Annotated in this window: 22 protein-coding genes and 1 pseudogene; 10 read left to right on the top strand and 13 right to left on the bottom strand. The window is 60.9% G+C overall.

Annotated features, from left to right (window positions below; translation table 11 throughout):
- Window positions 1-11 precede the first annotated feature (11 nt).
- From FHX10_RS26300 to FHX10_RS26285, 4 genes are all read right to left on the bottom strand, one after another.
- Window positions 12-1,013 (bottom strand): NAD(P)H-quinone oxidoreductase, encoded by a 1,002-nt coding sequence (locus tag FHX10_RS26300; protein ID WP_063476613.1) that lies wholly within the window; start codon window positions 1,011-1,013, stop codon window positions 12-14.
- Between the two features lie 125 nt (window positions 1,014-1,138).
- On the bottom strand, window positions 1,139-2,971 hold the full coding sequence (locus FHX10_RS26295; protein ID WP_168334130.1) for a GGDEF domain-containing protein: 1,833 nt from the start codon (window positions 2,969-2,971) through the stop codon (window positions 1,139-1,141).
- A 157-nt stretch (window positions 2,972-3,128) separates the two neighbouring features.
- Window positions 3,129-3,371 carry a type II toxin-antitoxin system ParD family antitoxin gene (locus FHX10_RS26290; protein ID WP_047614177.1) on the bottom strand — a complete coding sequence of 81 codons (243 nt, stop codon included), beginning with the start codon at window positions 3,369-3,371 and terminating at the stop codon, window positions 3,129-3,131.
- 169 nt (window positions 3,372-3,540) lie between these two features.
- On the bottom strand, window positions 3,541-4,137 hold the full coding sequence (locus tag FHX10_RS26285) for an HdeD family acid-resistance protein (RefSeq protein ID WP_063476611.1): 597 nt from the start codon (window positions 4,135-4,137) through the stop codon (window positions 3,541-3,543).
- A 155-nt stretch (window positions 4,138-4,292) separates the two neighbouring features.
- On the opposite strand from FHX10_RS26285, the gene betI reads away from it, so the two are divergent.
- The 3 genes from betI to betA all read left to right on the top strand — a co-directional run bounded on the left by betI (window position 4,293) and on the right by betA (window position 8,235).
- On the top strand, window positions 4,293-4,919 hold the full coding sequence (betI, locus tag FHX10_RS26280) for a transcriptional regulator BetI (protein WP_047614175.1): 627 nt from the start codon (window positions 4,293-4,295) through the stop codon (window positions 4,917-4,919).
- Window positions 4,916-6,379, top strand: coding sequence for a betaine-aldehyde dehydrogenase (gene betB / locus FHX10_RS26275; RefSeq protein ID WP_168334129.1), 1,464 nt, complete (start codon window positions 4,916-4,918; stop codon window positions 6,377-6,379). Before betI ends, betB begins: the two co-directional genes overlap by 4 nt.
- Window positions 6,380-6,582: 203 nt before the next feature.
- On the top strand, window positions 6,583-8,235 hold the full coding sequence (betA, locus tag FHX10_RS26270; protein WP_168333895.1) for a choline dehydrogenase: 1,653 nt from the start codon (window positions 6,583-6,585) through the stop codon (window positions 8,233-8,235).
- Here the strand turns inward: betA and FHX10_RS26265 are convergent, their stop codons facing one another.
- The 5 genes from FHX10_RS26265 to FHX10_RS26245 form a co-directional block, all read right to left on the bottom strand.
- Window positions 8,236-8,535 (bottom strand): type II toxin-antitoxin system RelE/ParE family toxin, encoded by a 300-nt coding sequence (locus FHX10_RS26265; protein WP_168333896.1) that lies wholly within the window; start codon window positions 8,533-8,535, stop codon window positions 8,236-8,238.
- Window positions 8,532-8,813 (bottom strand): YlcI/YnfO family protein, encoded by a 282-nt coding sequence (locus tag FHX10_RS26260; RefSeq protein ID WP_168333925.1) that lies wholly within the window; start codon window positions 8,811-8,813, stop codon window positions 8,532-8,534. The genes FHX10_RS26265 and FHX10_RS26260 overlap by 4 nt, the downstream gene beginning before the upstream one ends.
- A gap of 118 nt (window positions 8,814-8,931) precedes the next feature.
- The gene (locus FHX10_RS26255; protein WP_047614170.1) at window positions 8,932-9,405 is read right to left on the bottom strand and encodes a DUF6644 family protein; all 474 of its coding nucleotides are present in this window, start codon (window positions 9,403-9,405) and stop codon (window positions 8,932-8,934) included.
- A 17-nt stretch (window positions 9,406-9,422) separates the two neighbouring features.
- Window positions 9,423-9,809 (bottom strand): DUF6152 family protein, encoded by a 387-nt coding sequence (locus FHX10_RS26250; protein WP_025554871.1) that lies wholly within the window; start codon window positions 9,807-9,809, stop codon window positions 9,423-9,425.
- Window positions 9,810-9,900: 91 nt separating this feature from the next.
- Window positions 9,901-10,347 (bottom strand): RrF2 family transcriptional regulator, encoded by a 447-nt coding sequence (locus tag FHX10_RS26245; protein WP_047614168.1) that lies wholly within the window; start codon window positions 10,345-10,347, stop codon window positions 9,901-9,903.
- Between the two features lie 420 nt (window positions 10,348-10,767).
- Here FHX10_RS26245 and FHX10_RS26240 point away from each other — a divergent pair, with 420 nt between their 5' ends.
- From FHX10_RS26240 to FHX10_RS26220, 5 genes and pseudogenes are all read left to right on the top strand, one after another.
- Window positions 10,768-11,526, top strand: a complete 759-nt coding sequence (locus FHX10_RS26240; RefSeq protein WP_047614167.1) for a phosphoadenylyl-sulfate reductase — start codon at window positions 10,768-10,770, stop codon at window positions 11,524-11,526.
- A 155-nt stretch (window positions 11,527-11,681) separates the two neighbouring features.
- Window positions 11,682-12,635, top strand: coding sequence for a sulfate adenylyltransferase subunit CysD (gene cysD / locus FHX10_RS26235; protein WP_047614166.1), 954 nt, complete (start codon window positions 11,682-11,684; stop codon window positions 12,633-12,635).
- 1 nt (window position 12,636) lies between these two features.
- Window positions 12,637-14,133, top strand: coding sequence for a sulfate adenylyltransferase subunit CysN (gene cysN / locus FHX10_RS26230; RefSeq protein WP_168333899.1), 1,497 nt, complete (start codon window positions 12,637-12,639; stop codon window positions 14,131-14,133).
- 368 nt (window positions 14,134-14,501) lie between these two features.
- Window positions 14,502-15,143, top strand: a complete 642-nt coding sequence (locus FHX10_RS26225) for a peroxiredoxin-like family protein (protein WP_063476602.1) — start codon at window positions 14,502-14,504, stop codon at window positions 15,141-15,143.
- Between the two features lie 7 nt (window positions 15,144-15,150).
- Window positions 15,151-15,306, top strand: a pseudogene (locus FHX10_RS26220) (elongation factor 1-alpha C-terminal domain-related protein); the annotation flags it as partial.
- A gap of 111 nt (window positions 15,307-15,417) precedes the next feature.
- Here the strand turns inward: FHX10_RS26220 and FHX10_RS26215 are convergent.
- Both FHX10_RS26215 and FHX10_RS26210 read right to left on the bottom strand, forming a co-directional pair.
- Window positions 15,418-15,885 carry a hypothetical protein gene (locus FHX10_RS26215; protein ID WP_168333900.1) on the bottom strand — a complete coding sequence of 156 codons (468 nt, stop codon included), beginning with the start codon at window positions 15,883-15,885 and terminating at the stop codon, window positions 15,418-15,420.
- A 358-nt stretch (window positions 15,886-16,243) separates the two neighbouring features.
- Window positions 16,244-17,110, bottom strand: a complete 867-nt coding sequence (locus tag FHX10_RS26210; RefSeq protein ID WP_063476600.1) for a LysR family transcriptional regulator — start codon at window positions 17,108-17,110, stop codon at window positions 16,244-16,246.
- A 67-nt stretch (window positions 17,111-17,177) separates the two neighbouring features.
- Here FHX10_RS26210 and FHX10_RS26205 point away from each other — a divergent pair, with 67 nt between their 5' ends.
- Together FHX10_RS26205 and FHX10_RS26200 are read left to right on the top strand one after the other, a co-directional pair.
- Window positions 17,178-18,149, top strand: a complete 972-nt coding sequence (locus FHX10_RS26205) for a quinone oxidoreductase (RefSeq protein WP_168333926.1) — start codon at window positions 17,178-17,180, stop codon at window positions 18,147-18,149.
- 265 nt (window positions 18,150-18,414) lie between these two features.
- The gene (locus tag FHX10_RS26200; RefSeq protein WP_168333902.1) at window positions 18,415-19,368 is read left to right on the top strand and encodes an NmrA/HSCARG family protein; all 954 of its coding nucleotides are present in this window, start codon (window positions 18,415-18,417) and stop codon (window positions 19,366-19,368) included.
- A gap of 60 nt (window positions 19,369-19,428) precedes the next feature.
- Here the strand turns inward: FHX10_RS26200 and FHX10_RS26195 are convergent, their stop codons facing one another.
- Window positions 19,429-20,349: a LysR family transcriptional regulator gene (locus tag FHX10_RS26195; protein ID WP_097595776.1), complete on the bottom strand. Its 921-nt coding sequence runs from the start codon at window positions 20,347-20,349 to the stop codon at window positions 19,429-19,431.
- Window positions 20,350-20,457: 108 nt separating this feature from the next.
- Entirely contained in the window at window positions 20,458-21,495 is a 1,038-nt protein-coding gene (locus tag FHX10_RS26190) for a LacI family DNA-binding transcriptional regulator (protein ID WP_048338313.1), read from the bottom strand.
- Between the last annotated feature and the right edge of the window lie 510 nt (window positions 21,496-22,005).

Raw genomic sequence — 22,005 nt, 5'->3', positions numbered from 1 at the left:
TGCCTTGTCCACTAACCTCGGACGGTGAGCACGATCTTGCCGATATGGTTGCCGTCCTCCATCAGGCGGTGCGCCTCCACGACCTCTTCGAAGGCGAAGACCTTGTGGATGACCGGGGCGACGGTGCCGGCTTCGAGCAGCGGCCAGACCTCCGAGAGCAGATCGTCGCGGATGGCGCGTTTTTCCTCCGCCGTGCGCGGGCGCATGGTGGAACCGGTGACCGTCAGGCGCTTGACCATGATCGGCGAGAGATTGACCTTTTCGGCGATCGCACCGCCGAGGAAGGCGATGATCGACAGGCAACCGTCCCTGGCGAGCGAGGCGAGGTTGCGCTCGAAATAGGCTGCACCGATCATGTCGAGGATGATGTCGACGCCCTCACCGGTCTCGGCCTTGATGACCGCGGCGAAATCCTCGGTCCGGTAGTTGATCGCGCGTTTGGCGCCCAGCCTTTCGCAGGCCTCGCATTTCTCCTTCGAACCTGCCGTCGCGTAGACTTCGGCGCCGAAGGCGCGGGCAAGCTGGATCGCCGTGGTGCCGATGCCGCTCGTGCCGCCATGGATCAGCACGCTCTCGCCTTCCGTCAGCCCGGCCATCTGGAAGAGATTGGCCCAGACGGTGAAGAAGGTCTCGGGAAGAGCCGCCGCCTTGACCGCGTCATAGCCTTTGGGAAAGGGCAGGATCTGGCCTGCCGGCAGCAGGCAATATTCGGCGTAGGCGCCGCCATTGGCAAGGCCGCAGACCTTGTCGCCCACGGCGTAGCCGGTGACGCCTGGGCCGATCGCGACGATTTCGCCGGCAAGTTCCAGGCCGAGGATCGGGCTCGCACCCTTGGGCGGGGGATAGCTGCCCTGGCGCTGGGCGATATCCGGACGGTTTACGCCGATGGCCTCGGCGCGCACGAGAATCTCACCTTCACCAGGCACCGGCAGCGGGCGTTTGCCGATCACCATCACCTCCGGCCCGCCGAAGGACGGCAGATCGACGAAGTGCATTTCCTGAGGCAGTGACATGTCGCGGCCCTCCTGATCCCGAATGTTCGGAATAGATCAGCCCCGGAGGCTTGGGAAGGCTGGAAGTGGCAAGGGCGTCAATTCGCCTCGGCCACTGCATCAGTGCTACAGCGTCCTTTGCGCGTCTAGAAAGACGCGCGGCGCTGTAGGAGGTGGAAGACGAGCCCTTCCTCGCTTTCCTTGGCGGCCGACTTGATGATGGCGATCTCGGCGCTGACGCGATTGATATCGTCGATGACGAGGCCTTCCGGCAGTTCTATGACGCCGATCGAGCAGCGCATCAGCGGAAACAGGGCTTCGGCGCCGGTGCGGTCGTGACCGAGGATGCGGCCGGCGGCCCGGTCCTCGTCGGAATAGAGATCACGCACGTCGTCATGGAAATCGCTGATCAGCCGGTCGAGGATCTCCGTCAGCTCCTCCTTCGTCCAGCCGACGACACCGATGAAGAAATCGTCGCCGCCGACATGGCCGAGGAAATGGCGCTCGGCGAAGAAATAGCGGCGCATCAGCGCGGCAAACAGCGAGATCGCGTGGTCGCCGAGATGGAAGCCGTAGGCATCGTTGAACGGCTTGAAATTGTCGAAGTCGCAATAGCAGAAATGGCGGATCTCATCGCCGTCGCGGCCGGACTGACGCATGAAATCGCGGACGGCGCGATTGCCCGGCAGGCCGGTCAGCGGGTTCTGGTCCTGGGCGGTCTTAAGCTGTTTCTCGTTGATGACCTTGATCAGCGAGGCGGCGGAGACGACGCCGGCATAACGCATATTGTCGGTCAGGATCAGGCAGTTGCTGCCTTCCATGCTGGCGAAGATCGCCATCAGCCGCTCGGCGTCGCTGTCGAGGCCGACGATCGGCGCCATCTCGACGAAATGCGAGATGGAGCGCTCGTACATCTTGTTCTTCAGGAGATCGCGGCCGAAGGGCTGGTAGATATATTCCTTGAGGTGATGCTCGTGGATGATGCCGCGCGGCTCGCTGTTGGCGTTCAGAACCGGAAAGAAGGCCTGGCGCGGATTGCGGCGGAAGAGTTCGAAGACGCTGTCGATGCTGTCGTTCTCATAAACCGTCGGCAGCAGTTCGATCTGCTTGCGGATGAGGATTTCGTCGAGCGATCCCCGCTTGCTCTTGCCGAGCTCCTGCAGATGCGGGAATGACGGCGTCAGCTCCGATATATGCGTCGTCGGGCGGGAGATGAACCAGCCCTGGACGAGGTCGACGCCGTATTCGCGGCAGGCGATGAATTCGGCCTCGGTCTCGATGCCTTCGGCGATGACACGGGTGCCGAGCACATGGGCGATGTTGACGATGCTCTTCAACAGATGGCGCTTGCGCGGGCTGCGGTCGATCTCGGCGACGAAATGTCGATCGATCTTCAGGTAATCGACGGCATAATCGCAGAGCAGCTTCATCTCGCCGTGACCGACGCCGAAATCGTCGATTGCCAGCTTGAAACCGGCCTTGCGCAGCCTGGACACCAGGGCGGAAAATTCCGGCACGCTGGTATTGTCGAAACGCTCGGAGAATTCGAAGCAGACTGAGGATGGCGGAATATTGGCCTTGCGCAGATGCTGCAGCAGGTTCTCGACCAGGCGTTCGCCATGCGGGATCAACCGGACGTCGAGATTAAGGAACAGCGTGGAGGTCGCAAAATTCGACAGCGTGGCGAATTTGGCGAGCGCCCGGCTGGCGAGCATCTGTTCGAGCTGCAGCAGCTGGCCGAGCTGATGGGCCTCGTCGAGGAGTTCGACCGGCGTGTCGTAGCCGATGCGTTCCTGGCCTCGCATCAGGGATTCATAACCGAAGACCGTGCCGGTGCCGGCCTCGACGATCGGCTGGAAGGCGTTCTCGACCACGAGCTTGGCAAGCGTGACGATTTGATCGCTGGCGTAGCGGCGCAGAACACCCGGCTCGACGGTAGCAACCAAAGACATGTCGGTCTTCACGTGGCCGGTCTTCATTGTGGCGGATCTCCACTGTGACTTGTTCTTTTCGTCCGGAACATGCCGCAGAAGGATCAACGAACTCTTTCGCCAGTGTGAAGGTTTTATGAAACGCGCAGAGACTCGCCGCGCGTTCCGCGTTTATTCAATTTTTCAAATGCAATCAAATGCTTGCTCAGGCGGAACGACGGCGCTCCGCCTCGTGATCGGCGAACATGTCGGCGACGCATCTGCCGCCGGATGGAGCGCCCTCATCGTCGAGGACATCGTCCCGGAATTCGTTGAGCTTGCGGGCGGTATCCCACAGGCGCAGCGCTTCGCGGACGACCTCGCTGCTCGAGGCATAGCCGCCATTGTCGACGGCGGCGCGGATACCCGCTGCCTGTTGCGGAGAGATGGATACGGTGACCATCGGCATGAACTTCCTCCCTTTTCTGATCAGGCAGAACCCTGCCTCTGGGGGACGCATGACCATTTTCAGCATTCTCGGCGATACCAGCCGGTGCCTTGGTGCATTCGCACGTAGCCGATCCTCTGTCTTTGGACCGGCATTAACCCTTAAAGTCTAATCCCCTGTCATCCCCTTGTCAAAAAGAACGGTCGGAAAGCGACGCCGGAGCATCACTTTCCACAGCCCCACTGCGGATGCCGATGCCGAAGGCAATCATCGTCCAACCCTGGATAATGAGGTCGGCGGCCAGGAACAGGCCGAGGATCCAGAGACTGTTCACCGGCCAGCCAAGCGCAATGACGAAACCGGCAAGGGCGGTGATGACGCCGCTTGCGACGATCCAGCGCCAGCCCTTGGTGGGCTTCATGCGCATGCCGACCCAGGTGCGGAAGACGCCGGCGATGACGAGGGTTAAAGAGAGAAACAGCGTCAGCGCCACCGAGGTGAGGATCGGATTGATGAAGGCGCAGATGCCGGCAAGCAGGTAGAGTAGGCCGCTCAGCACCCAGAACAGCGCGTGATCCCAGCCGCGCACCTGGAAGGCATGGACGAGATAGATCACGCCGCCGAACAGCATGAGCATGCCGACATAGTAGACCGAGACGACGGTGGCGAGCATCAGATTGCCGAGCGCGATCAGACCGCAGACGAGCAACACCACGCCGAGGCCGACGAACCAGATCCATTTCGACTGCAGTGAAGATGTCGGTGTTCCCTCAAAGACATCGGCCATGATGCACCTCCTGAGATTTGGAATATGTTGCAGCAATTTTTCACGGAAAGATCTGCGCCAGATCAAATCGAGAAAGATTTTTATTGATTGATCAGTCAATCAAAAATAACCTGCTTCAAATTTTTACAGGAGCTGGCAGCTTGCCAAAGGTCGGAATGGAGCCGGTGCGCCGCAAGGCGCTTGTCGATGCGGCGCTGCGGGTGATCGGCGATCACGGCTCGCTTGCCGTCACCATGTCCGACATTGCCCGGCAGGCCGGCGTGTCGCCAGCCCTGGCCCATCATTATTTCGGCAGCAAGGAGCAATTGCTGATCGAGACGATCCGCTCGCTTCTCCGACAGCTGCGCAGTGATACGGTGGCAGCACTCAAGGCGGTCAGAACGCCGCGGGCGCGGCTTTCGGCCGTCATCCGCGTCAGCTTCCACGCCGACCAGTTCGCGCCGGAGACGATTGCCGCCTGGCTCGCCTTCTACGCCGAGGCGCAGCGCTCGGAAGAGACCCGCCGTTTCCTGGTGATCTATGCCCGGCGGCTGCGTTCCAATCTCTTGGCCGATCTGAAAGCACTCCTGCCGGCTGACGCCGCAGAACGCATCGCCGAAGGCGCTGCGGCGATGATCGACGGGCTCTATATCAGGCAAAGTCTGAAATCAGCGCCGATCGGCATCGAAGCCTCGATCGCGCTGACCGAGGATTACCTGAATGCGCTCCTGGCCACCGCCTCCCCTTCCTCCCGAGGGGAGAAGGGACGACCCCATCGAACCACCCAAGGACAAATGACATGAAAGCCCAGCCGAAAGCCTCGCACTTCATCGACGGCGAATATGTCGAGGATACCGACGGCACCGTCATCGAGAGCCTCTATCCCGCGACCGGCGAAGTGATCGCCCGGCTGCATGCCGCAACGCCTGCGATCGTCGAGCGGGCGATCGCGGCGGCCAAACGCGCCCAACCGGAGTGGGCGGCGATGAGCCCGATGGCGCGCGGGCGCATCCTGAAGCGGGCGGCCGACATCATGCGCGAGAGAAACCAGGCACTCTCCGAACTGGAAACGCTCGATACCGGCAAGCCGATCCAGGAGACAATCGTCGCCGACCCGACCTCGGGTGCCGATGCCTTCGAATTCTTCGGCGGTATTGCGCCGGCCGGTCTCAACGGTTCGCAGATCCCGCTCGGCCAGGACTTTGCCTATACCAAGCGGGTGCCGCTCGGCGTCTGCGTCGGCATCGGCGCCTGGAACTATCCGCAGCAGATCGCCTGCTGGAAGGCTGCACCAGCGCTTGTCTGCGGCAATGCCATGGTGTTCAAACCGTCCGAGAACACGCCGCTCGGCGCATTGAAGATCGCCGAGATCCTTTATGAGGCGGGACTGCCGAAGGGGCTCTTCAATGTGATCCAGGGCGACCGCGACACCGGGCCGCTGCTCGTCAACCATCCCGACGTCGCCAAGGTATCGCTGACCGGATCGGTGCCGACGGGCCGCAGGGTCGCGGCGGCGGCGGCCGGCAACCTCAAGCATGTGACGATGGAACTCGGCGGCAAGTCGCCGCTGATCGTCTTCGACGATGCCGATCTCGATTCGGCGGTCGGGGGCGCGATGCTCGGCAATTTCTATTCGACCGGCCAGGTCTGCTCGAACGGCACGCGCGTCTTCGTACAGAAGACGATCAAAGCCGAGTTCCTGAAGCGGCTGAAGGCCCGCACCGAGGCGATGCTGATCGGCGATCCGATGGACGAGGCGACGCAGATCGGCCCGATGGTCTCCTGGGCACAGCGCGAGAAGGTGATCTCCTACATCGAGAAGGGCAAGGCCGAGGGCGCAACGCTGATTGCCGGCGGCGGCATTCCGAACAACGTCTCCGGCGAAGGCTATTACGTGCAGCCGACGGTGTTTGCCGATGTCACCGACGACATGAGCATCGCCCGCGAGGAGATCTTCGGGCCGGTCATGTCAGTGCTCGATTTCGACGCGGAGGACGAGGTGATCGCGCGGGCCAATTCCAGCGAATTCGGCCTTTCCGGCGGCGTCTTCACCGCCGACCTCACCCGCGCCCACCGCGTCGTCGACCGGCTGGAGGCGGGCACGCTCTGGATCAACACCTACAATCTCTGCCCGGTGGAAATCCCCTTCGGCGGCTCGAAACAATCCGGCTTCGGCCGCGAGAATTCTCTTGCGGCGCTGGAGCATTATTCCGAGCTGAAGACGGTCTATGTCGGCATGGGGCCGGTGGTGGCGCCTTATTGAAGGAGTGAAGACCCCTCCCCACAAGAGGGAGGGGCCAATCCGGGGCACCGGTTTTGCCCTCCTTCCATCGCATCGCTTACGGCGCTGATTTTGAAGTGAGGCAGTGCCGCAAGTTAAGCCCCTCCCCTTGTGGGGAGGGGTTTGGGGCGGGGTCTTAATGTCCGGGGTCTTCGGAACCGTTGCAAAGAATCTAAGGGAACGTCATGCAACAAGCAGATTTCGTCATCATCGGCTCGGGGTCGGCCGGTTCCGCCCTCGCCTATCGCCTGTCGGAAGACGGCAAGACCAGCGTCCTCGTCATCGAGGCGGGCGGCAGCGATTTCGGGCCGTTCATCCAGATGCCGGCAGCCCTTGCCTGGCCGATGAGCATGAAGCGGTATAACTGGGGTTATCTCTCCGAGCCGGAGGCAAACCTCAACAACCGGCGCATCACCGCGCCGCGCGGCAAGGTAATCGGCGGCTCCTCCTCGATCAACGGCATGGTCTATGTGCGCGGCCATGCCGAAGACTTCAACCGCTGGGAGGAACTCGGCGCCAGCGGCTGGGCCTATGCCGACGTGCTTCCCTATTTCAAGCGGATGGAGCATTCGCATGGCGGCGAAGAGGGCTGGCGCGGCACGGACGGGCCGCTGCACGTGCAGCGCGGCGGCTTCACCAATCCGCTGTTCCGCGCCTTCATCGAGGCCGGCAAACAGGCAGGCTTCGAGACGACGGAGGATTACAACGGCAGCAAGCAGGAAGGTTTCGGGCTGATGGAGCAGACCATCTTCGGCGGTCGCCGCTGGTCTGCCGCCAATGCCTATCTGAAACCGGCGCTGAAGCGCGATAATGTCGGGATCGTCTACGGCCTGGCGCGGAAGATCGTGATCGAGGACGGACGCGCCACCGGCGTCGAGATCGAACGCAAGGGCAAGATCGAGGTGGTGAAGGCGAACCGCGAGGTGATCGTCTCGGCCTCCTCCTTCAATTCGCCGAAGCTCCTGATGCTGTCGGGCATCGGTCCCGGCGGCCATCTGCAGGACATGGGCATTGAAGTCAAAGCCGACCGGCCGGGCGTCGGCGCCAACCTGCAGGACCATATGGAATTCTACTTCCAGCAGGTGAGCACCAAGCCGGTGTCGCTCTATTCGTGGCTACCATGGTTCTGGCAGGGCGTGGCCGGCGCGCAATGGCTGCTCTCGCGTGGCGGTCTCGGCGCCTCCAACCAGTTCGAAGCCTGCGCCTTCCTGCGCTCGGCACCGGGGCTGAAGCAGCCCGATATCCAATACCATTTCCTGCCGGTGGCGATCAGCTATGACGGCAAGGCGGCGGCGAAAAGCCACGGCTTCCAGGTACATGTCGGCTACAACCTGTCGAAATCGCGCGGCAGCGTGAGCTTGCGCTCCGCAGACCCCAAGGCCGATCCGGTGCTGCGCTTCAACTATATGAGCCATGCCGAGGATTGGGAAAAATTCCGCCACTGCGTGCGCCTCACCCGCGAGATCTTCGGCCAGAGCGCCTTCAACGACTATCGCGGCCCGGAGATCCAGCCGGGCGAAGGCGTGCAGAGCGATGAACAAATCGACGCCTTCCTGCGCGAACATCTGGAAAGCGCCTATCACCCTTGCGGCACCTGCCGGATGGGCGCCAAGGACGATCCGATGGCGGTGGTCGATCCGCAAACGCGGGTGATCGGCGTCGATGGCCTGCGTGTCGCCGACAGCTCGATCTTCCCGCATGTCACCTACGGCAACCTGAACGGACCCTCGATCATGACCGGAGAAAAGGCGGCCGACCATATCCTCGGCAAACAGCCGCTGGCACGCTCGAACCAGGAACCGTGGATCAATCCGCGCGCGGCGGTCAGCGACCGATAGTCAGTGGTAATCTTCTTCGCGCTGGTGACGGACGGCGAGGACGATGACGCTCGTTTCGCTCACCACTTTGAAAAGAATGACATATCCGGCCGAACCGAAGGGCACGACGAGCTCGCGCAGCAAAGGATCATCGGCAGAGGCGCGTCTGGCCATAAGCGGGAAATCCTGGAGTATCATCAGAGCTTTTTGGATAGCGCTGAGGGCACGTTCCACCAAATCCGGATCACGTTCGATCAGAAAATCGGCGAGCCGGTCGAGATCGTCATAGAAGGTCTGGGTGTACTTAAGCTCGAAGGTCATTTCTGCCGTGCGGCTTTACGGGCTTTCGCCTTTTCAAGCTTTTTGCGCATCAATTCCTGGATGTCGTCCGTTGTGTAGAACACACCGGTCCGCTCCGCTTCCGCCAAGCCGGCCAGACCCCGTGCGATGAACTCCGCTTGGGTCTTTCTATAATCGATCTGACGGCGAAGGGAGTCCTTTATCAGCGACGACAAGCTCTCGCCTTCTTTCAGAACGCTTTCGGCGGCAGCGCGCAATTCAGGATCCACGCGAAGGGACGGGAGCGATGCCGTTTTCATGACCTTCCTCATGCGTTGCAACTGCAATGCAATATGACGGATCATCGTGTTATATTCAACTCCCTTCGACCGGCGCGGTTCATGCGCGCCGCGGCCGAGACAATCGGGAGCGATCGCCTCAGAGAAAACCAATCCATCGGCCGGCGAGCACGGCGGCGATCCAGACTGCGGCCGACAGGGCGGCGGAGAAGCGCAGGCCGGGCCGGACGATGCCTGTCGACACCGCCGTTTTCCAGCCTCGCCCGAAATGAACGATCGACAGGTTGAGAAGGCCGAGGGCGATCAGGCAAAGCTTGGCGAGGAAGGCGGGATTGCCGGCATATTCGACCGCCCGGACGCTGAACAGGCAGAAGCCGGTGACAAGAGCCGCGGCAAGGCCGATGCCGGCGCAGCGGGAGAGAAACAGCGCAACGATCTCGACCGGCACCCTGCGGAAGAAGCCGGCGAGCCTGAGATCAAGCGGCAGGATGGCGCCGACGAGAAGGCCGATCGCCAGGATATGGGCGGCGTTGACGAACATGTAGAGCGTTCCGGAGCGCCGGAGCGCGGCCGCAGGTGCCGTGGCTGACAGCCATTCGAGAATGTCGATCACAGCTCGGTTGGCCCGGGTCAGTTCGTCTTGATGCGGTCGGGATAGATATCGTAGCGCTTTTCGCCGATGGTGAGGCGCACCGCCTTCAGCCGCTTCTCCTTTGGATCCTGCGAACGGTTTCCAAGCGCCACGACCTTATCGCCGGGCTTAGCGACACCTTCGACGAAGCCGGAGCGTTCCGTCTGGCGCGGATTGCCGAGCTCGACCAGCCAGACGCCGTCATTGGCGGTGGCGACGTCAAGGGTCGGATGCGGCCCGCCCATGGAGATCTTCTCGATGGTGCCGGCAAGCTCGATCTGATCCGCCTCGGCCCAGGACCAGCCATGATGGGCAATGGCGCCGGTGGCGAAAGCCGTCGACAGCATGGCCGCAGCGATGATGCGCTGTGCTGAGATTCTGAACATGATGTCCTCCCTACCCTATGGGCAGGCAGGTGGAGCATGCCGGCTGGAAGAAAAGGGATTTCACCAAATCTTGAAGAAAGATGCGCGATCTTCAGGCCAGCAGCCGGGTGACTTCGGCGCTGTGTTTTGGAGCGACGGCATCGGCGATGGTCGTCGAGAACAGCACCTTGCGGGTGGCGTCGGCGACCTTGGCGAAGACGTGGCGGATCTGGCAGTTCTGTTCGCCGTCGCAATCGTCGCACTGGCGATAGGCGGTGATCGAGAGACAGGGAAGCGGGGCGATCGGGCCGTCGATGATGCGCAGGATCTCACCGAAAGTGATCGTGTGGGCGGGCTTGAGGAGGAGATAACCGCCCTGCTTGCCGCGGCGGCTGGCGACGACGCCGTGATGTTTCAGGTCGAGCAGGATCTGTTCGAGAAACTTCTTCGGGATCTTCTGTTGCGCCGCGATATCGGAAATCATCACCGGTTCTCCGGCATCGGCGTCAGCCAAGACCGTGAGCGCCCGCAGCGCATATTTCGCCTTTTGCGTAATCATTTTTGACCATCGACACACACAGGCAGCGCGAATTTCCGCACTGCTACGGAAGTACTTTCACCTCTATGGCACAACCAGCATGAACCGAATTTGAACGCGCTGGAGAAAGCCTTGAGAGACAAGCGTTTTGGCCTTGTTTTTTGCTCTCGGCCAAGCTCTCTTAATCTATGCCAAAACCGCGCCTTCCGCACCATTTTCGGCATCACTTCAGATTTCGGATTGACAGGCTGCGTGTAACTCTACTATTTCTATAGACATTCAAGCTGCCGATGTGGATTTTCATCCGCATGCGGCTGCTTTTCTGCATCGCGGCAGCTTCGGAGAGATATTTGCTCCTCCGGCCGCAGCTTTCGAAATCCCTTTTTCTGTCCGATCCCCGTATGAACTGCGATACTCCCGTCAACGAAGGACAGGATTCTCATGACTGCTATCAATCCAATTTTGGAAGAAGGGCCGATTGCGGAAGCCAAGGCGCTGAATGACAGGCTGGCGGGCCTCGACCTTGCCGGACGTCTGTCGCTGGTCTCCGGCCTCGGCGGCCGCGTGGTGTTCACGACGTCACTCGGCATCGAGGACCAGGTGATCACCGCCGAGATCGGCACGCACCGCCTGCCGATCGATGTCGCGACGCTGCAGACCGGCCGGCTGTTTCCCGAAACGCTGGCGCTGATCGACGAGACCGAAAACCAGTACGACATCCGCATCCACCGCTTCGAGCCGGAGAAGGCCGATATTGACGCCTATGCGGCGCAATACGGCCTCAACGGTTTCTACGAGAGCGTCGAAGCCCGGCATGCCTGTTGCGGCGTGCGCAAGCTGAAGCCGCTTGCCCGCGCGCTGGAGGGTGCTGCGATCTGGATCACCGGCCTGCGCCGCGGCCAATCGGCCAACCGCGCGGAAACGCCCTTTGCCGAGTATGATGCCGAACGCCACCTGTTGAAGGTCAATCCGCTCGCCGATTGGGACCTGGAGGCGATCAAGGCCTTCGTTTCCGCAAACGGCGTGCCGGTCAATCCGCTGCATCAGCGCGGCTATCCCTCGATCGGCTGCGAGCCCTGCACGCGGGCGATCAAGCCCGGCGAGCCGGAACGTGCCGGCCGCTGGTGGTGGGAGCAGGACGAAACGCGCGAATGCGGCCTGCATGTCGCCGAAGAGGCCGCGGCGATCGCCGCACAGTAAATCACCCCACGGCTTTCCCAAAAATCAAGGCGCGGCGACCGCCGCAGCCTTGGGAAAGCCAACATTCCCAGGGAAAGCAACATTCTTGGGGAAGCCACATCAAGGAATTGTTTGCGGTGAGCCGCAAACGACCGACCGACAGTCTGGAGTAAGACATGCCCGATAGCCGTCTCGATACGGAACTCAGCAATCCCCAGAGCGCCAAGGCGCCGCTCGACCCGCATCTGAAGGCGCTGGAAAACGAATCCATCCATATCTTCCGCGAGGTTGCAGCCGAATTCGAGCGTCCCGTCATGCTCTATTCGATCGGCAAGGATTCCTCGGTGCTGCTGCATCTGGCGCGCAAGGCCTTCTATCCCGGCCGCGTGCCTTTCCCGCTGCTGCATGTGAATACCGGCTGGAAGTTCAGGGAGATGATCGCCTTCCGCGACGAGACCGCGAAGAAATACGATCTCGATCTGATCGAGCACATCAATCCGCGCGGTGCTGCCGAAAACATCACGCCCTTTACCCATGGATCGGCGGCCTTCACCGACATCATGAAGACCGAAGGCCTGCGCCAGGCGCTCGATGCCGGCCAGTTCGACGCCGCTTTCGGCGGCGCGCGGCGCGACGAGGAAGCCAGCCGCGCCAAGGAGCGCATCTATTCCTTCCGCACGCCCGACCATCGCTGGGATCCGCGCAACCAGCGGCCGGAACTCTGGAACATCTATAACGGCATGATCCGCAAGGGCGAGAGCGTGCGCGCCTTCCCGCTGTCGAACTGGACCGAAGTCGATATCTGGCGCTACATCCAGGCCGAGGACATTCCGCTGGTGCCGCTCTACTACGCCAAGAAGCGTCCGTTCGTGGAGCGCGACGGCATGATGATCCTCGCCGAAGACCCGCGCCTGGAGCTGCTGCCCGGCGAGGTCCGCCAGGAAGGCATGATCCGTTTCCGCACCCTCGGCGATTTCCCGCTGACCGGCGCCATCCGCTCCCAGGCCACCACCCTCGAAGAGGTGATCGCCGAACTCGAAATTGCAACTGTGTCCGAACGCCAGGGCCGCGCCATCGATCGCGACCAGTCCGGCTCCATGGAAAAGAAGAAGCGTGAAGGATATTTCTGAGATGACCGCAGCCCAAACCGCCGTCTCGGCCGCCACCGTCGTCAACCTGCCCGCCGCCGAGCAGCAGAAAGCTCTGCGCGACTCGCGCCCGCTGCGCCTGATTACCTGCGGCAGCGTCGATGACGGCAAGTCGACCCTGATCGGCCGCCTGCTCTGGGACACCAAGGCGGTCAAGGAAGACCAGGCCGCCACCCTGCAGCGCGATTCCACCGGCAAGCAGAACGATCTCGGCCTGCCCGATTTCGCGCTGCTGCTCGACGGCCTGCAGGCCGAACGCGAACAGGGCATCACCATCGATGTCGCCTATCGCTACTTCTCGACCGACAAGCGCTCCTTCATCGTCGCCGATACGCCCGGCCATGAACAGTATACCCGCAACATGGCGACCGGCGCCTCAACCGCCGATCTCGCCATCCTGCTGGTCGATGCGCGTTTCGGCATTCTCGAGCAGACGCGCCGCCACGCGACGATCGCCTCGCTGCTCGGGATCAAGCAGTTCGTGCTCGCCGTCAACAAGATCGATCTGACGGGCTACGACCGCGCCGGCTTCGACAAGATCAGCCACGAGTTCCGGGAATTTGCCCTGTCGCTCGGCGTCAAGCAGATCACCGCCATTCCGATGTCTGCGCTGAAGGGCGAAAACGTCGTCTATCCCGGCCAGGCCGCGATGCCCTGGTATACCGGCCCGACGCTGGTGGAGACGCTGGAGCTTGCGACCGTGCGCTCGTCGCAGACGGTCGGCTTCCGTCTTTCCGTGCAGCGCGTCTCGCGTCCCGGCGAAAGCTTCCGCGGCTATCAGGGCACGGTTGCCGGCGGCTCGGTCAAACCAGGCGACAGCGTCATGATCCTGCCGTCGGGCATGGTCGCCAACGTCTCCAAGATCGTCACCTTCGATCTCGTGCGCAATGCCGCCGTTGCCGGCGACGCGATCACGCTGGTGCTCGACCGCCAGGTGGATGTGGCGCGCGGCGACATGATCGTCTCGATCGACGCCCAGCCGCAGGTCGGCCTTGCCTTCGACGCGCAGATCGTCGCACTCCAGCCCGAGGGCATCGAGCCCGGCAAGCGCTACTGGCTGAAGAGCGGCAGCCGCCGCCAGCGTGTGCAGGTGCAGCCGCTCAGCCAGCTGGAGCTGAAGACCGGCAGCTGGAACGCCGCCCAGCGGCTCTACATGAACGCCATCGGCAAGGTCCGGCTCGTCTTCGACGAAGCGGCGATCTTCGATCCTTATGAGCAGAACCGGCTTTCCGGTTCCTTCATCCTGATCGATCCGGAGACCAACAATACGGTCGCCGGCGGCATGGTGACCGGCAAGCGCACCGAACTCGGCGGCCTCCACAATGGCGAAGCCCGCGTCATCCTCTCGCTTCCGGCCGATCTTGCCGAGCAGATCATGGCAAGCGAACTCTTCGCCAGCCGCAGCCATGAGGCCGAGGTACGGCGCATGACGGCAGCCGAAGCAGCCGATCTCTGGTCGAGCGCCGCAAGCGATATCTGATGAGGGATAGGGGCCAGCAAGACTGGCCCCTTACCGAGGCCGAATCCTCTGGCTGCGGCTGGCGGACTCCCTGCCGAACGGCGAAGAACCGATCAGAACCTGAGACTTTGCGATAGGGGCTTCCCCAGCTCAATTTTCTGTGTCGGCCTCTGCGGCCGCTAAAAAATTCAGAGTTTGCAGAAAACGGACTTTTCCAATTCACGATTCGCTGTTTTCCGCTTGCCCGCGGGCCAATGTGGGGCCATTCTTAAATCGGATCCAGGCGGTGCGGTAAGACGAGAGGTCAGGCCTTGCAGCGCTCAATCTCGACCTCGATGCACTAACTCGGCGCCTTTTCTCGACTGATCCCCGAGCGAGGAGGTTGTCCAATGTCCACGAGCCATGTCGACCATCCGCTACAACCGGGCGACCGGGTCCCGAACGTTGTGTTTGATGCGATCTCGAGCGAGGGGAAGATCGCACTTGATGATTTTCGTGGCCGCAGCCCATTGCTGATCGGTTTGTTTCGGGGCCTGCATTGCCCGTTCTGCCGGCGCCATGTCGCGGCCATGGCATATCTCAACCCGATGCTGCGTGAGAAAGGCGTCCAATCCCTGGCGGTGGTAAACACCCCGGTCGAACGCGCGCGGCTCTATTTCCGCTACCATCCGATACCCGATCTTCTTGCCGCTTCCGACCCGATAAGGGCTTCGCACCAAGCCTTCGGCCTACGCGAGGTCGGGATCGACACGGTCATGGCAATACGGATCGATCTGCCGGGCGAGTTGCCCGAGCCTATGAGCGTGATGGCAATGGACGAATTCATCAACGAGAAGGAAGGATATCAAATTACGGAAGCCGATCAGCAGATGATGACTGCCGACCACGGGCAGCTTGTCGGTCAGTTCCTCATCGACCGGGAGGGCATCGTACGCTGGAGCTTCACTGAAGTCCTGGAGGCTGGGCTCCAGACATTCAAGGCACTGAATTCCCAGGAATTGATGTCGGCAGCTTCCCAAGTCGTGCATTGACAACGATCTGGAGCTGAAGACCGGCAGCTGGAACGCCGCCCAGCGGCTCTACATGAACGCCATCGGCAAAGTCCGGCTCGTCTTCGACGAAGCGGCGATCATCGACCCCTATGAGCAGAACCGCAATTACGGCTCCTTCATCCTGATCGACCCGGAGACCAACACACGGTCGCCGGCATCTCTTCCGGGGTAATGGGTGGTGCCCTGCGCCGTTCGCTTCAAGCGTTGGAAACGCCCGGTTCCATCAAGGCGTCATGGCACGAATCGCCGATGCTCACAGGTTTGGACCGGCAGTTTTCCCGTTGTTCGACTTATCCACGTCGATGACCTTCCTCACCTTCTGCGATAACTCTTCGAGCGTCGCCATCACTCGGTTGACCTGCGACAGCGCGGCGGCCGGATCGTATCTTGTGACGAGATATTCCCTGTTGGAGGACAGCGTCGCCAAGTGTTCCTCCGTTCGCTTTCGGAAGATTAAGCCCGCTTCCTTCGCCCATCGCGATCGCTTGCCAATGTCGTGGTGAAGGCCGCGGATCATCTTAGGGTCACGCCCTTTGGCGAGCAGAAACGCATTCAGGTAGAGCTCGATCGAGTGGAGGGCCAGAAACCGGCGCGGAGCGTGCGACAGCGATTTGCCCCGAGGAGAGCATTCCCCAAGCAAAGTCGCGGCCGTTCGGTAATGCGATGCCAGTTCCAGAATATCGTGAGCGCTTGCTTCATGCCCAGGGTATACTGCATCCAAGACAAGAACCTCCCATTGGTTCCAACGTATGGATGCAGATTGGCAGGATGCAGATCGGAGTCAATATCGCCAAAAGGGGTTAGGCCGGGCTGTCTGAGCGAGTTAAATAGGTCTGGACACTTTTCAAGAAAACCTAATGATTTCGCGTTATCATCTGGTGTCCAGGCACACCGTAACCTATTGATAAAACGACGTATGTGCTCCGGCAGTATGACGGTGACTGCTCAGCACCCGCCCCCGTCCTTCGAGGCTTCGGCCCTTGGCCTCCGCACCTCGGGATGAGGGCTGATCGGTCCCGTGAGACCGTAAGAGGGCAGCCATCGCTTCTGGCGCTTTGCGACCCAGCCAACTGACCTGACTATTTCCCGAGAGCGGTTTTCAGCGCATCGACGACGACGCGGACGGAGGGGACGTCTTTGATGTCAGAATGGACAACCAGCCAGACCTCTCGAGTCAAAGCCTGTTCGTTCTCAATGCGCTGGAGACCGCTGGACTCCGGGACGGCGAAATCGGGTAGCATGACGACACCGGCGCCAAGTCTTGCGGTTGCGGCCTGAAACTCCAGAACGGACGACCTCACAGCGATCGGCCGGCCGGCGGCCAGTTCGATCAGCCGCAACTGTTGCGGCGAGGCGTTCATGGTTTCGTCGTAACCGATGAAGGTCCAGTCCGACGGTGGAACCGTTTCGAGATAGGTCTTTGCTGCGTAGAGATGGAAGCTTGTCTCGCCGAGCTTGACGATGGCGTAATCGCCGTCCTCGGGACGCGACATGCGCACGGCGATATCCGCCTCTCGTCGGTTCAGGGACGCCAGGCGCTTTTCTCCGACGAGCGTGATCTGAACACCCGGATGGTCTCGCCTGACGGCCGCGATCGGCTTTGCCAGGAGCACGCTTGAGAGAGCGGGAGGCGCGCTGATCCTCACATGGCCATGCAATTCCGTGGCGCTGCTGCGACCAAGCTGCTCGATTGCCGCAGTCTGTACCGCGACAAGAGCTGCGTGCCTGGCGACCTGCTCTCCGTCCGAGGTCAAAATGATGCGCCGCCCGCGGCGGTCTACGAGCTTGCGCCCCAGGCTGGCTTCCAGCGACGAAACCCGCCGACTGATCGTGGCATGTTCGACGCCGAGCTGCTTTGCGGCGCCAAGCAACGTTCCCGACTGCGCGAGCGCCAGGAAATGCCGAAGGTCGTCCCAATCGATCCTTGTGAATTCTCTCCCAATCATTGTGAAACAATAGGGAATTTTCACACATCAGGCCACCGGATAATTTGTGCCCATGAAGGAGCACGAGATGACTGACCAAATCATATGGCTGGACGCCCCCGGTGACGTCACCCAGTTCCGCGTTGAGCATCACCGTTGTCAGCCTCCCGGTGATGGCGAGATAACGATCCGTCATCAGGCGATCGGAACCAACTTTCTCGACGTCTATCACCGCAAGGGCATCTACCCCATGCCCTCCTACCCCGCGGTGATCGGTGCCGAGGCGGCAGGCATCGTCGACGATGTCGGTCCTGGCGTCTCCATCTTCCAAAAAGGTGACCGCGTTGCCTATGCAGGGCCTCCGGTTGGCGCCTATCGCTCTACCAGGAATATTGCTGCTGAAAGGGCGATAAAACTTCCTGATGCCGTTTCAGCGAAAACGGCAGCGAGTTCGCTGCTCAAAGGCATGACCGCCTACATGCTGTTGAAAAAGACCTACAATGTGCGCGCAGGCACTCAGGTTCTGATCCATGCGGCTGCGGGTGGGCTTGGGAGCGTCCTCGTTCGCTGGGCGAGATCGCTCGATGCCACCGTGATCGGGACGGTCAGCTCTTCGGAAAAGGCCGCACTCGCCGCATCTTATGGGGCCGATCACCTTATTGTTGGACGAGGCGCCGATATCGTCGCCGAGGTGAAGCGGCTCACGAACGGACTCGGGGTCGACGTCGCCTATGACGGGATCGGCGGCGACACACTTCTCAAAAGCATACGCTCTGTCCGGCCATTCGGCATGGCCGTCACCATCGGTCAGGCGGCCGGAGCTATTCCACCGGTACCTGTCGAGGAACTTCGTCCGGGCAAGGCGCTCTGCCATCCGAGCATCATGGCCTGGTGCACCGACGTCGGACAATATCGCGAGGCGGCTCTGGCTGCCGTCGGGGCGATGGAAACAGGGATCGTTTCGCAGATCGGTGCTGAGTATTGTTTGGCCGATGTTGCCAAGGCCCACGAAGAGATGGAATCGGGACGCTCGGCGGGCAGTATTCTGCTGATACCTTGATTGCTCAGAGAAAGAGCGCCGGCAGAGTCTATGGATCGCTGTCGGCGCTTCCGTCCTCGGGGCGGGTTTCGACGACGCTTGGACGGCACCATTTATCCATAAAATGGCATTATGTTATGTATTTCAGATATCTACAGCCATAGAACCTGTTGAGATAGGGTGCCCGCCATTGAGGTGGGCTCTCGGCACAGGCCGACCGCCCTCCCGCAAAATGACGCCTTGCACCGCAGTCGGCGTCAAATGACAGGGAAAGGTTTGAAGCTCTATGTCCGCACATGAAAAGCCACTTATCGCGATTGCCGGCGCAACGAGCAAACAGGGGCGCAGCGTCGCCGCGACACTCCTTCAGAGCCAGCGTTTCCGGGTGCGTGCTTTGACCCGGACGAAGGATTCGCCCGAAGCGTTACGTCTGGAAGAAGGCGGCGCCGAGATCGTAGCCGTCCCTCTCGAACTTGGCCGTCAAAAGAACCTCGTCGCTGCCTTCCAAGGCGCCGATGGCGCATTTCTGATGACGCCGCCGATCGCCCCGCCAGCAACCATCGAGGCCGCTCTCGGCCGGCAACTGGCGGATGCCGCCGTCGAGGCCGGCGTCGGGCATATTGTTTTCAGCACGCTTGAGGATGTCGACAAGATCACCGGTGGGACGAAGTATGCGCCGCATTTTACCGACAAAGCGCGCGTCGCAGATTATATTCGCAGCCTGCCGATCTCTCATTCCTTCGTCATGCTGGCATTCTTTTACACGAATCTTCTCGAATATTACGTGCCGCGCATGGAGGGCGATACGCTGCTCCTGCCGGTTTATCTGCCTGAAGATTTCCGAGCGCCCTTTGTCGATCCGCTGACGGCGACCGGGCCGGTCGTCCTCGAAATTTTCTCAAACCCCGAGCGCTATAACGGCAAAACGCTGCCGATCGTTGGCGACATCATTTCTCCGCGCGAGATGGTCGAAACCTTTCAGCGCGTGACCGGCCTCAAGGCCGAATATCGAAACGCTTTCACCCGGGATGGCCTGCTGCACTATTTTCCAGAGTTTGCGGCCAACGAACTTCTCGTTCGAGAGCTTCTGGGAATGGTCGAATATGCTGTCGAATATGGCTATTTCGGCAAGGCGCACGACCTCGATTGGAGCCGTCGCCTGAACCCCGACACGCTCAACTGGGAACAATATCTCAGGACGACGGGGTGGCGTGGCGATAAGCGATTCTTCGGACTTTGAGGCATGTCGCGCAAAACTGTGCAGCGGTTTTGCGATAACGATATCTTTAAAAACAAAGACTTACGATGGCCTGATTCCCGGCAATTTGGAAATCTCGGCGACAAGAAAGTCGACGAGAAGCCGAACGCGGGCAATGGCTGCACGCTCCGGAACGATCAGCAAGCTTACCGGAACCGGCAAAGGACGATAGTCGCCAAGCACGACCTCGAGCCGGCCGTCATCCAGAAGATCGTGGACCAGCCAGAGATGTGTAGGACCGATGCCGCGTCCGGCGGCAAGGGCTTCGCGCGCCGCAAGCCCGTGATCGACGCGCAGCTTTCCACTGACCGGGATTATCAGGCTCGTGCCATCGGGAGAGGAAAGAACGACCCGATCGCTCCCCGCCACATTGGACATCACGACGGTTTCGTAGCGTGACAGATCGGCAGGGTGCTGCGGCCGTCCGTGAACGGACAAATAAGTCGGAGCGCCCACCAGCAGCCGATGGCTTTCTCCGAGCGCATGAAGTTTCATCGCGCTGTCCGCGAGAGGTCCAAGACGAAGTGCCACGTCAACACCTTCGCGAACCAGGTCGATGCGCTCGTCCGTCAGGTTGAGGTCGACTCTGATGTCCGGATGCTTGTCCTGGAATTCAAAGATGAGGCGCGTGACGTGCATCACACCGAGCGCAGCCGTACAAGAAAGTCGAACAGCACCGGCAGGCGCCTGACGGGCATCTCTCGCTTCTTCAGCGGCCTGTTCGACCAGGCGCAGTATCTGAAGGCAGTTCGCATAATAGCGACTACCTTCGTCCGTAAGGGTCACGCGACGCGTGGTTCGGCTGAGAAGCGGGACGCCAACAGCCTCCTCAAGTTCATTGAGGTGTCGCGTCACGGTGGATTGACCGATACCTAGCTCTCTTGCGACCATCGACAGGTTGCCGCGTTCGGCGACGCGGACAAATGTGCGCATTCTGTCGAGAGACAGTCCTGTGTTATCCATTTTTCAGCACAGTGATCATCATTCCATCCGTATAGGGAATAATCTGATCTGTGCCTAGTTCGCGCCTACGACAGGTCCGTCGCATTTCATTCGGCAGATCGGACCGGCTTAGCGCGTCGAGCCGCGCGGGATGATCGAGAAGCCGCAGTTGACCTTGTCTTCGCCTGGCGGTTCGTCGCGGATGGCGCGCAGCAGCATGTCGGCGACGCGATAGCCGATATCGTAACGCGGTAAGTGCACCGTCGTCAGCGTCGGCTCGGTGAAGGAAGAGAATTCCAAATCGTTGAAACCGCAGATGCCGACATCCTCCGGCACGCGGATACCGCGCGCTTTGCATTCGATGAGGACGCCAAGCGCCAGTTCGTCGCTCTGGGCAAAGGCGGCATCAATATCGGGCACGCGCTGCAACAGCCGGGAAAACAACTCCCTGCCGAGGCCGATGCGGCTTGCAGCATCCCCGCCGATGACGAGATCCGGGTTGAAACGCCCGGCTTCCCGCATCGCAGCCTCATAACCCTGTATGCGGCGGCGCGAGCGGACATCCCCGCCGCGGCCGATGAAGCCGATCCTTTCATAGCCCCTCGACAACAGGAAGCGGGTGGGTTCGGCGCCGGCGGCATGATGATCGAGGCCGACGACCAGCTTTTCCGGCTCCTGGCTGAGATCGGTGATATGGGCGATCGGACAGGCAGCATTGCCGATCAGCGGCAGAAGATCACTATAGGATTCGGCGCCGGCAATGATCACCCCGGCCGGCTTCTGTGTCAGGAAGGATTTCAGCAGGCCGGCCTCGCCCTTGGCATGGTGCAGCGTACTGGAATATTGAACGGTGAACTCGGCGTCGCGGAAGCGAGTCTCGATACCGATCATCAGGTCGGCGAAGCCGTATTGGTGCAAAGCGGGCGTGATGACGCCGACGACGCCGTTATGGCGGCCGGCGAGCGCGCGAGCGGCGAGATTGGGGATATAACCCATCTCGCTCACCGTACGCAGGATGGTCTCGCGCAGATCCTCCGAGACGATTTCAGGATTGCGAAGCGCGCGCGAAATGGTGATGGGGCTGACCCCCACCTTTTTCGCCACATCGCTCAACTTCACATGCGCGCCGCGCCTGGCCTTCCGCCCCGGCCCCACTGACTTGCCCATCATCCCTCATATGCTGCACGCGAGACTCACCTGCCTTCGATTCGCGATTTTCACTTTCTGAAGAAGAAATAATTTAGAGTCTACTAACATTTTGTATGAGCAACAGGTTCCGGGGAAACAACGTCCAGAAACAGCAGCAGGATTGTCCGTCGGCAAATTACGGGCATCTGCGGCGATCGGATCACCACTCCCTGGAATAAGTCCATTTATTTTCGAATGAAAATGTCGCGGAGGATACTCGGGCGCGGCAAAACCGGCCGGAATTTCCGGAAGCGTCAGCCAGCCCGAAAGCATCGGAGCGAAGATTAAATCCCCGTCATATCTTACAAATCGGCAATATAAACATGATCAATATTTAATTTGTAAATCCGCTGGCCGCGATCATATGAATCCCGAGCGCGAATTCTTCCATTCGCCCGGTCGCCGTCCCCCCGACGACTGCGCTGCGATGAAAGCAATTGGCGCCAAACGCCATCCGACGCCAGGTCCCAGGACATGGAACCACGACGC

It is taken from the genome of Rhizobium sp. BK591 (assembly GCF_014195045.1).
Lineage (GTDB): Bacteria > Pseudomonadota > Alphaproteobacteria > Rhizobiales > Rhizobiaceae > Rhizobium > Rhizobium anhuiense.
Note: the sequence above shows the minus strand (reverse complement) of the source record. Positions and strands in the feature narration are given on the sequence as shown.

Excerpts from the sequence above, each read along its gene's own strand:
- FHX10_RS26245 (WP_047614168.1), bottom strand. The coding sequence starts at position 10,347 with ATGATTACGCAAAAGGCGAAATATGCGCTGCGGGCGCTCACGGTCTTG.
- FHX10_RS26240 (WP_047614167.1), top strand. The coding sequence starts at position 10,768 with ATGACTGCTATCAATCCAATTTTGGAAGAAGGGCCGATTGCGGAAGCC.
- FHX10_RS26190 (WP_048338313.1), bottom strand. The coding sequence starts at position 21,495 with ATGGGCAAGTCAGTGGGGCCGGGGCGGAAGGCCAGGCGCGGCGCGCAT.
- FHX10_RS26210 (WP_063476600.1), bottom strand. The coding sequence starts at position 17,110 with ATGATTGGGAGAGAATTCACAAGGATCGATTGGGACGACCTTCGGCAT.
- FHX10_RS26250 (WP_025554871.1), bottom strand. The coding sequence starts at position 9,809 with ATGTTCAGAATCTCAGCACAGCGCATCATCGCTGCGGCCATGCTGTCG.
- FHX10_RS26300 (WP_063476613.1), bottom strand. The coding sequence starts at position 1,013 with ATGTCACTGCCTCAGGAAATGCACTTCGTCGATCTGCCGTCCTTCGGC.
- FHX10_RS26195 (WP_097595776.1), bottom strand. The coding sequence starts at position 20,349 with ATGGATAACACAGGACTGTCTCTCGACAGAATGCGCACATTTGTCCGC.
- betA (WP_168333895.1), top strand. The coding sequence starts at position 6,583 with ATGCAACAAGCAGATTTCGTCATCATCGGCTCGGGGTCGGCCGGTTCC.
- FHX10_RS26225 (WP_063476602.1), top strand. The coding sequence starts at position 14,502 with ATGTCCACGAGCCATGTCGACCATCCGCTACAACCGGGCGACCGGGTC.
- betB (WP_168334129.1), top strand. The coding sequence starts at position 4,916 with ATGAAAGCCCAGCCGAAAGCCTCGCACTTCATCGACGGCGAATATGTC.
- FHX10_RS26290 (WP_047614177.1), bottom strand. The coding sequence starts at position 3,371 with ATGCCGATGGTCACCGTATCCATCTCTCCGCAACAGGCAGCGGGTATC.
- cysN (WP_168333899.1), top strand. The coding sequence starts at position 12,637 with ATGACCGCAGCCCAAACCGCCGTCTCGGCCGCCACCGTCGTCAACCTG.
- FHX10_RS26200 (WP_168333902.1), top strand. The coding sequence starts at position 18,415 with ATGTCCGCACATGAAAAGCCACTTATCGCGATTGCCGGCGCAACGAGC.
- betI (WP_047614175.1), top strand. The coding sequence starts at position 4,293 with ATGGAGCCGGTGCGCCGCAAGGCGCTTGTCGATGCGGCGCTGCGGGTG.
- FHX10_RS26265 (WP_168333896.1), bottom strand. The coding sequence starts at position 8,535 with ATGACCTTCGAGCTTAAGTACACCCAGACCTTCTATGACGATCTCGAC.
- FHX10_RS26205 (WP_168333926.1), top strand. The coding sequence starts at position 17,178 with ATGACTGACCAAATCATATGGCTGGACGCCCCCGGTGACGTCACCCAG.
- FHX10_RS26260 (WP_168333925.1), bottom strand. The coding sequence starts at position 8,813 with ATGAAAACGGCATCGCTCCCGTCCCTTCGCGTGGATCCTGAATTGCGC.
- FHX10_RS26295 (WP_168334130.1), bottom strand. The coding sequence starts at position 2,971 with ATGAAGACCGGCCACGTGAAGACCGACATGTCTTTGGTTGCTACCGTC.
- FHX10_RS26285 (WP_063476611.1), bottom strand. The coding sequence starts at position 4,137 with ATGGCCGATGTCTTTGAGGGAACACCGACATCTTCACTGCAGTCGAAA.
- cysD (WP_047614166.1), top strand. The coding sequence starts at position 11,682 with ATGCCCGATAGCCGTCTCGATACGGAACTCAGCAATCCCCAGAGCGCC.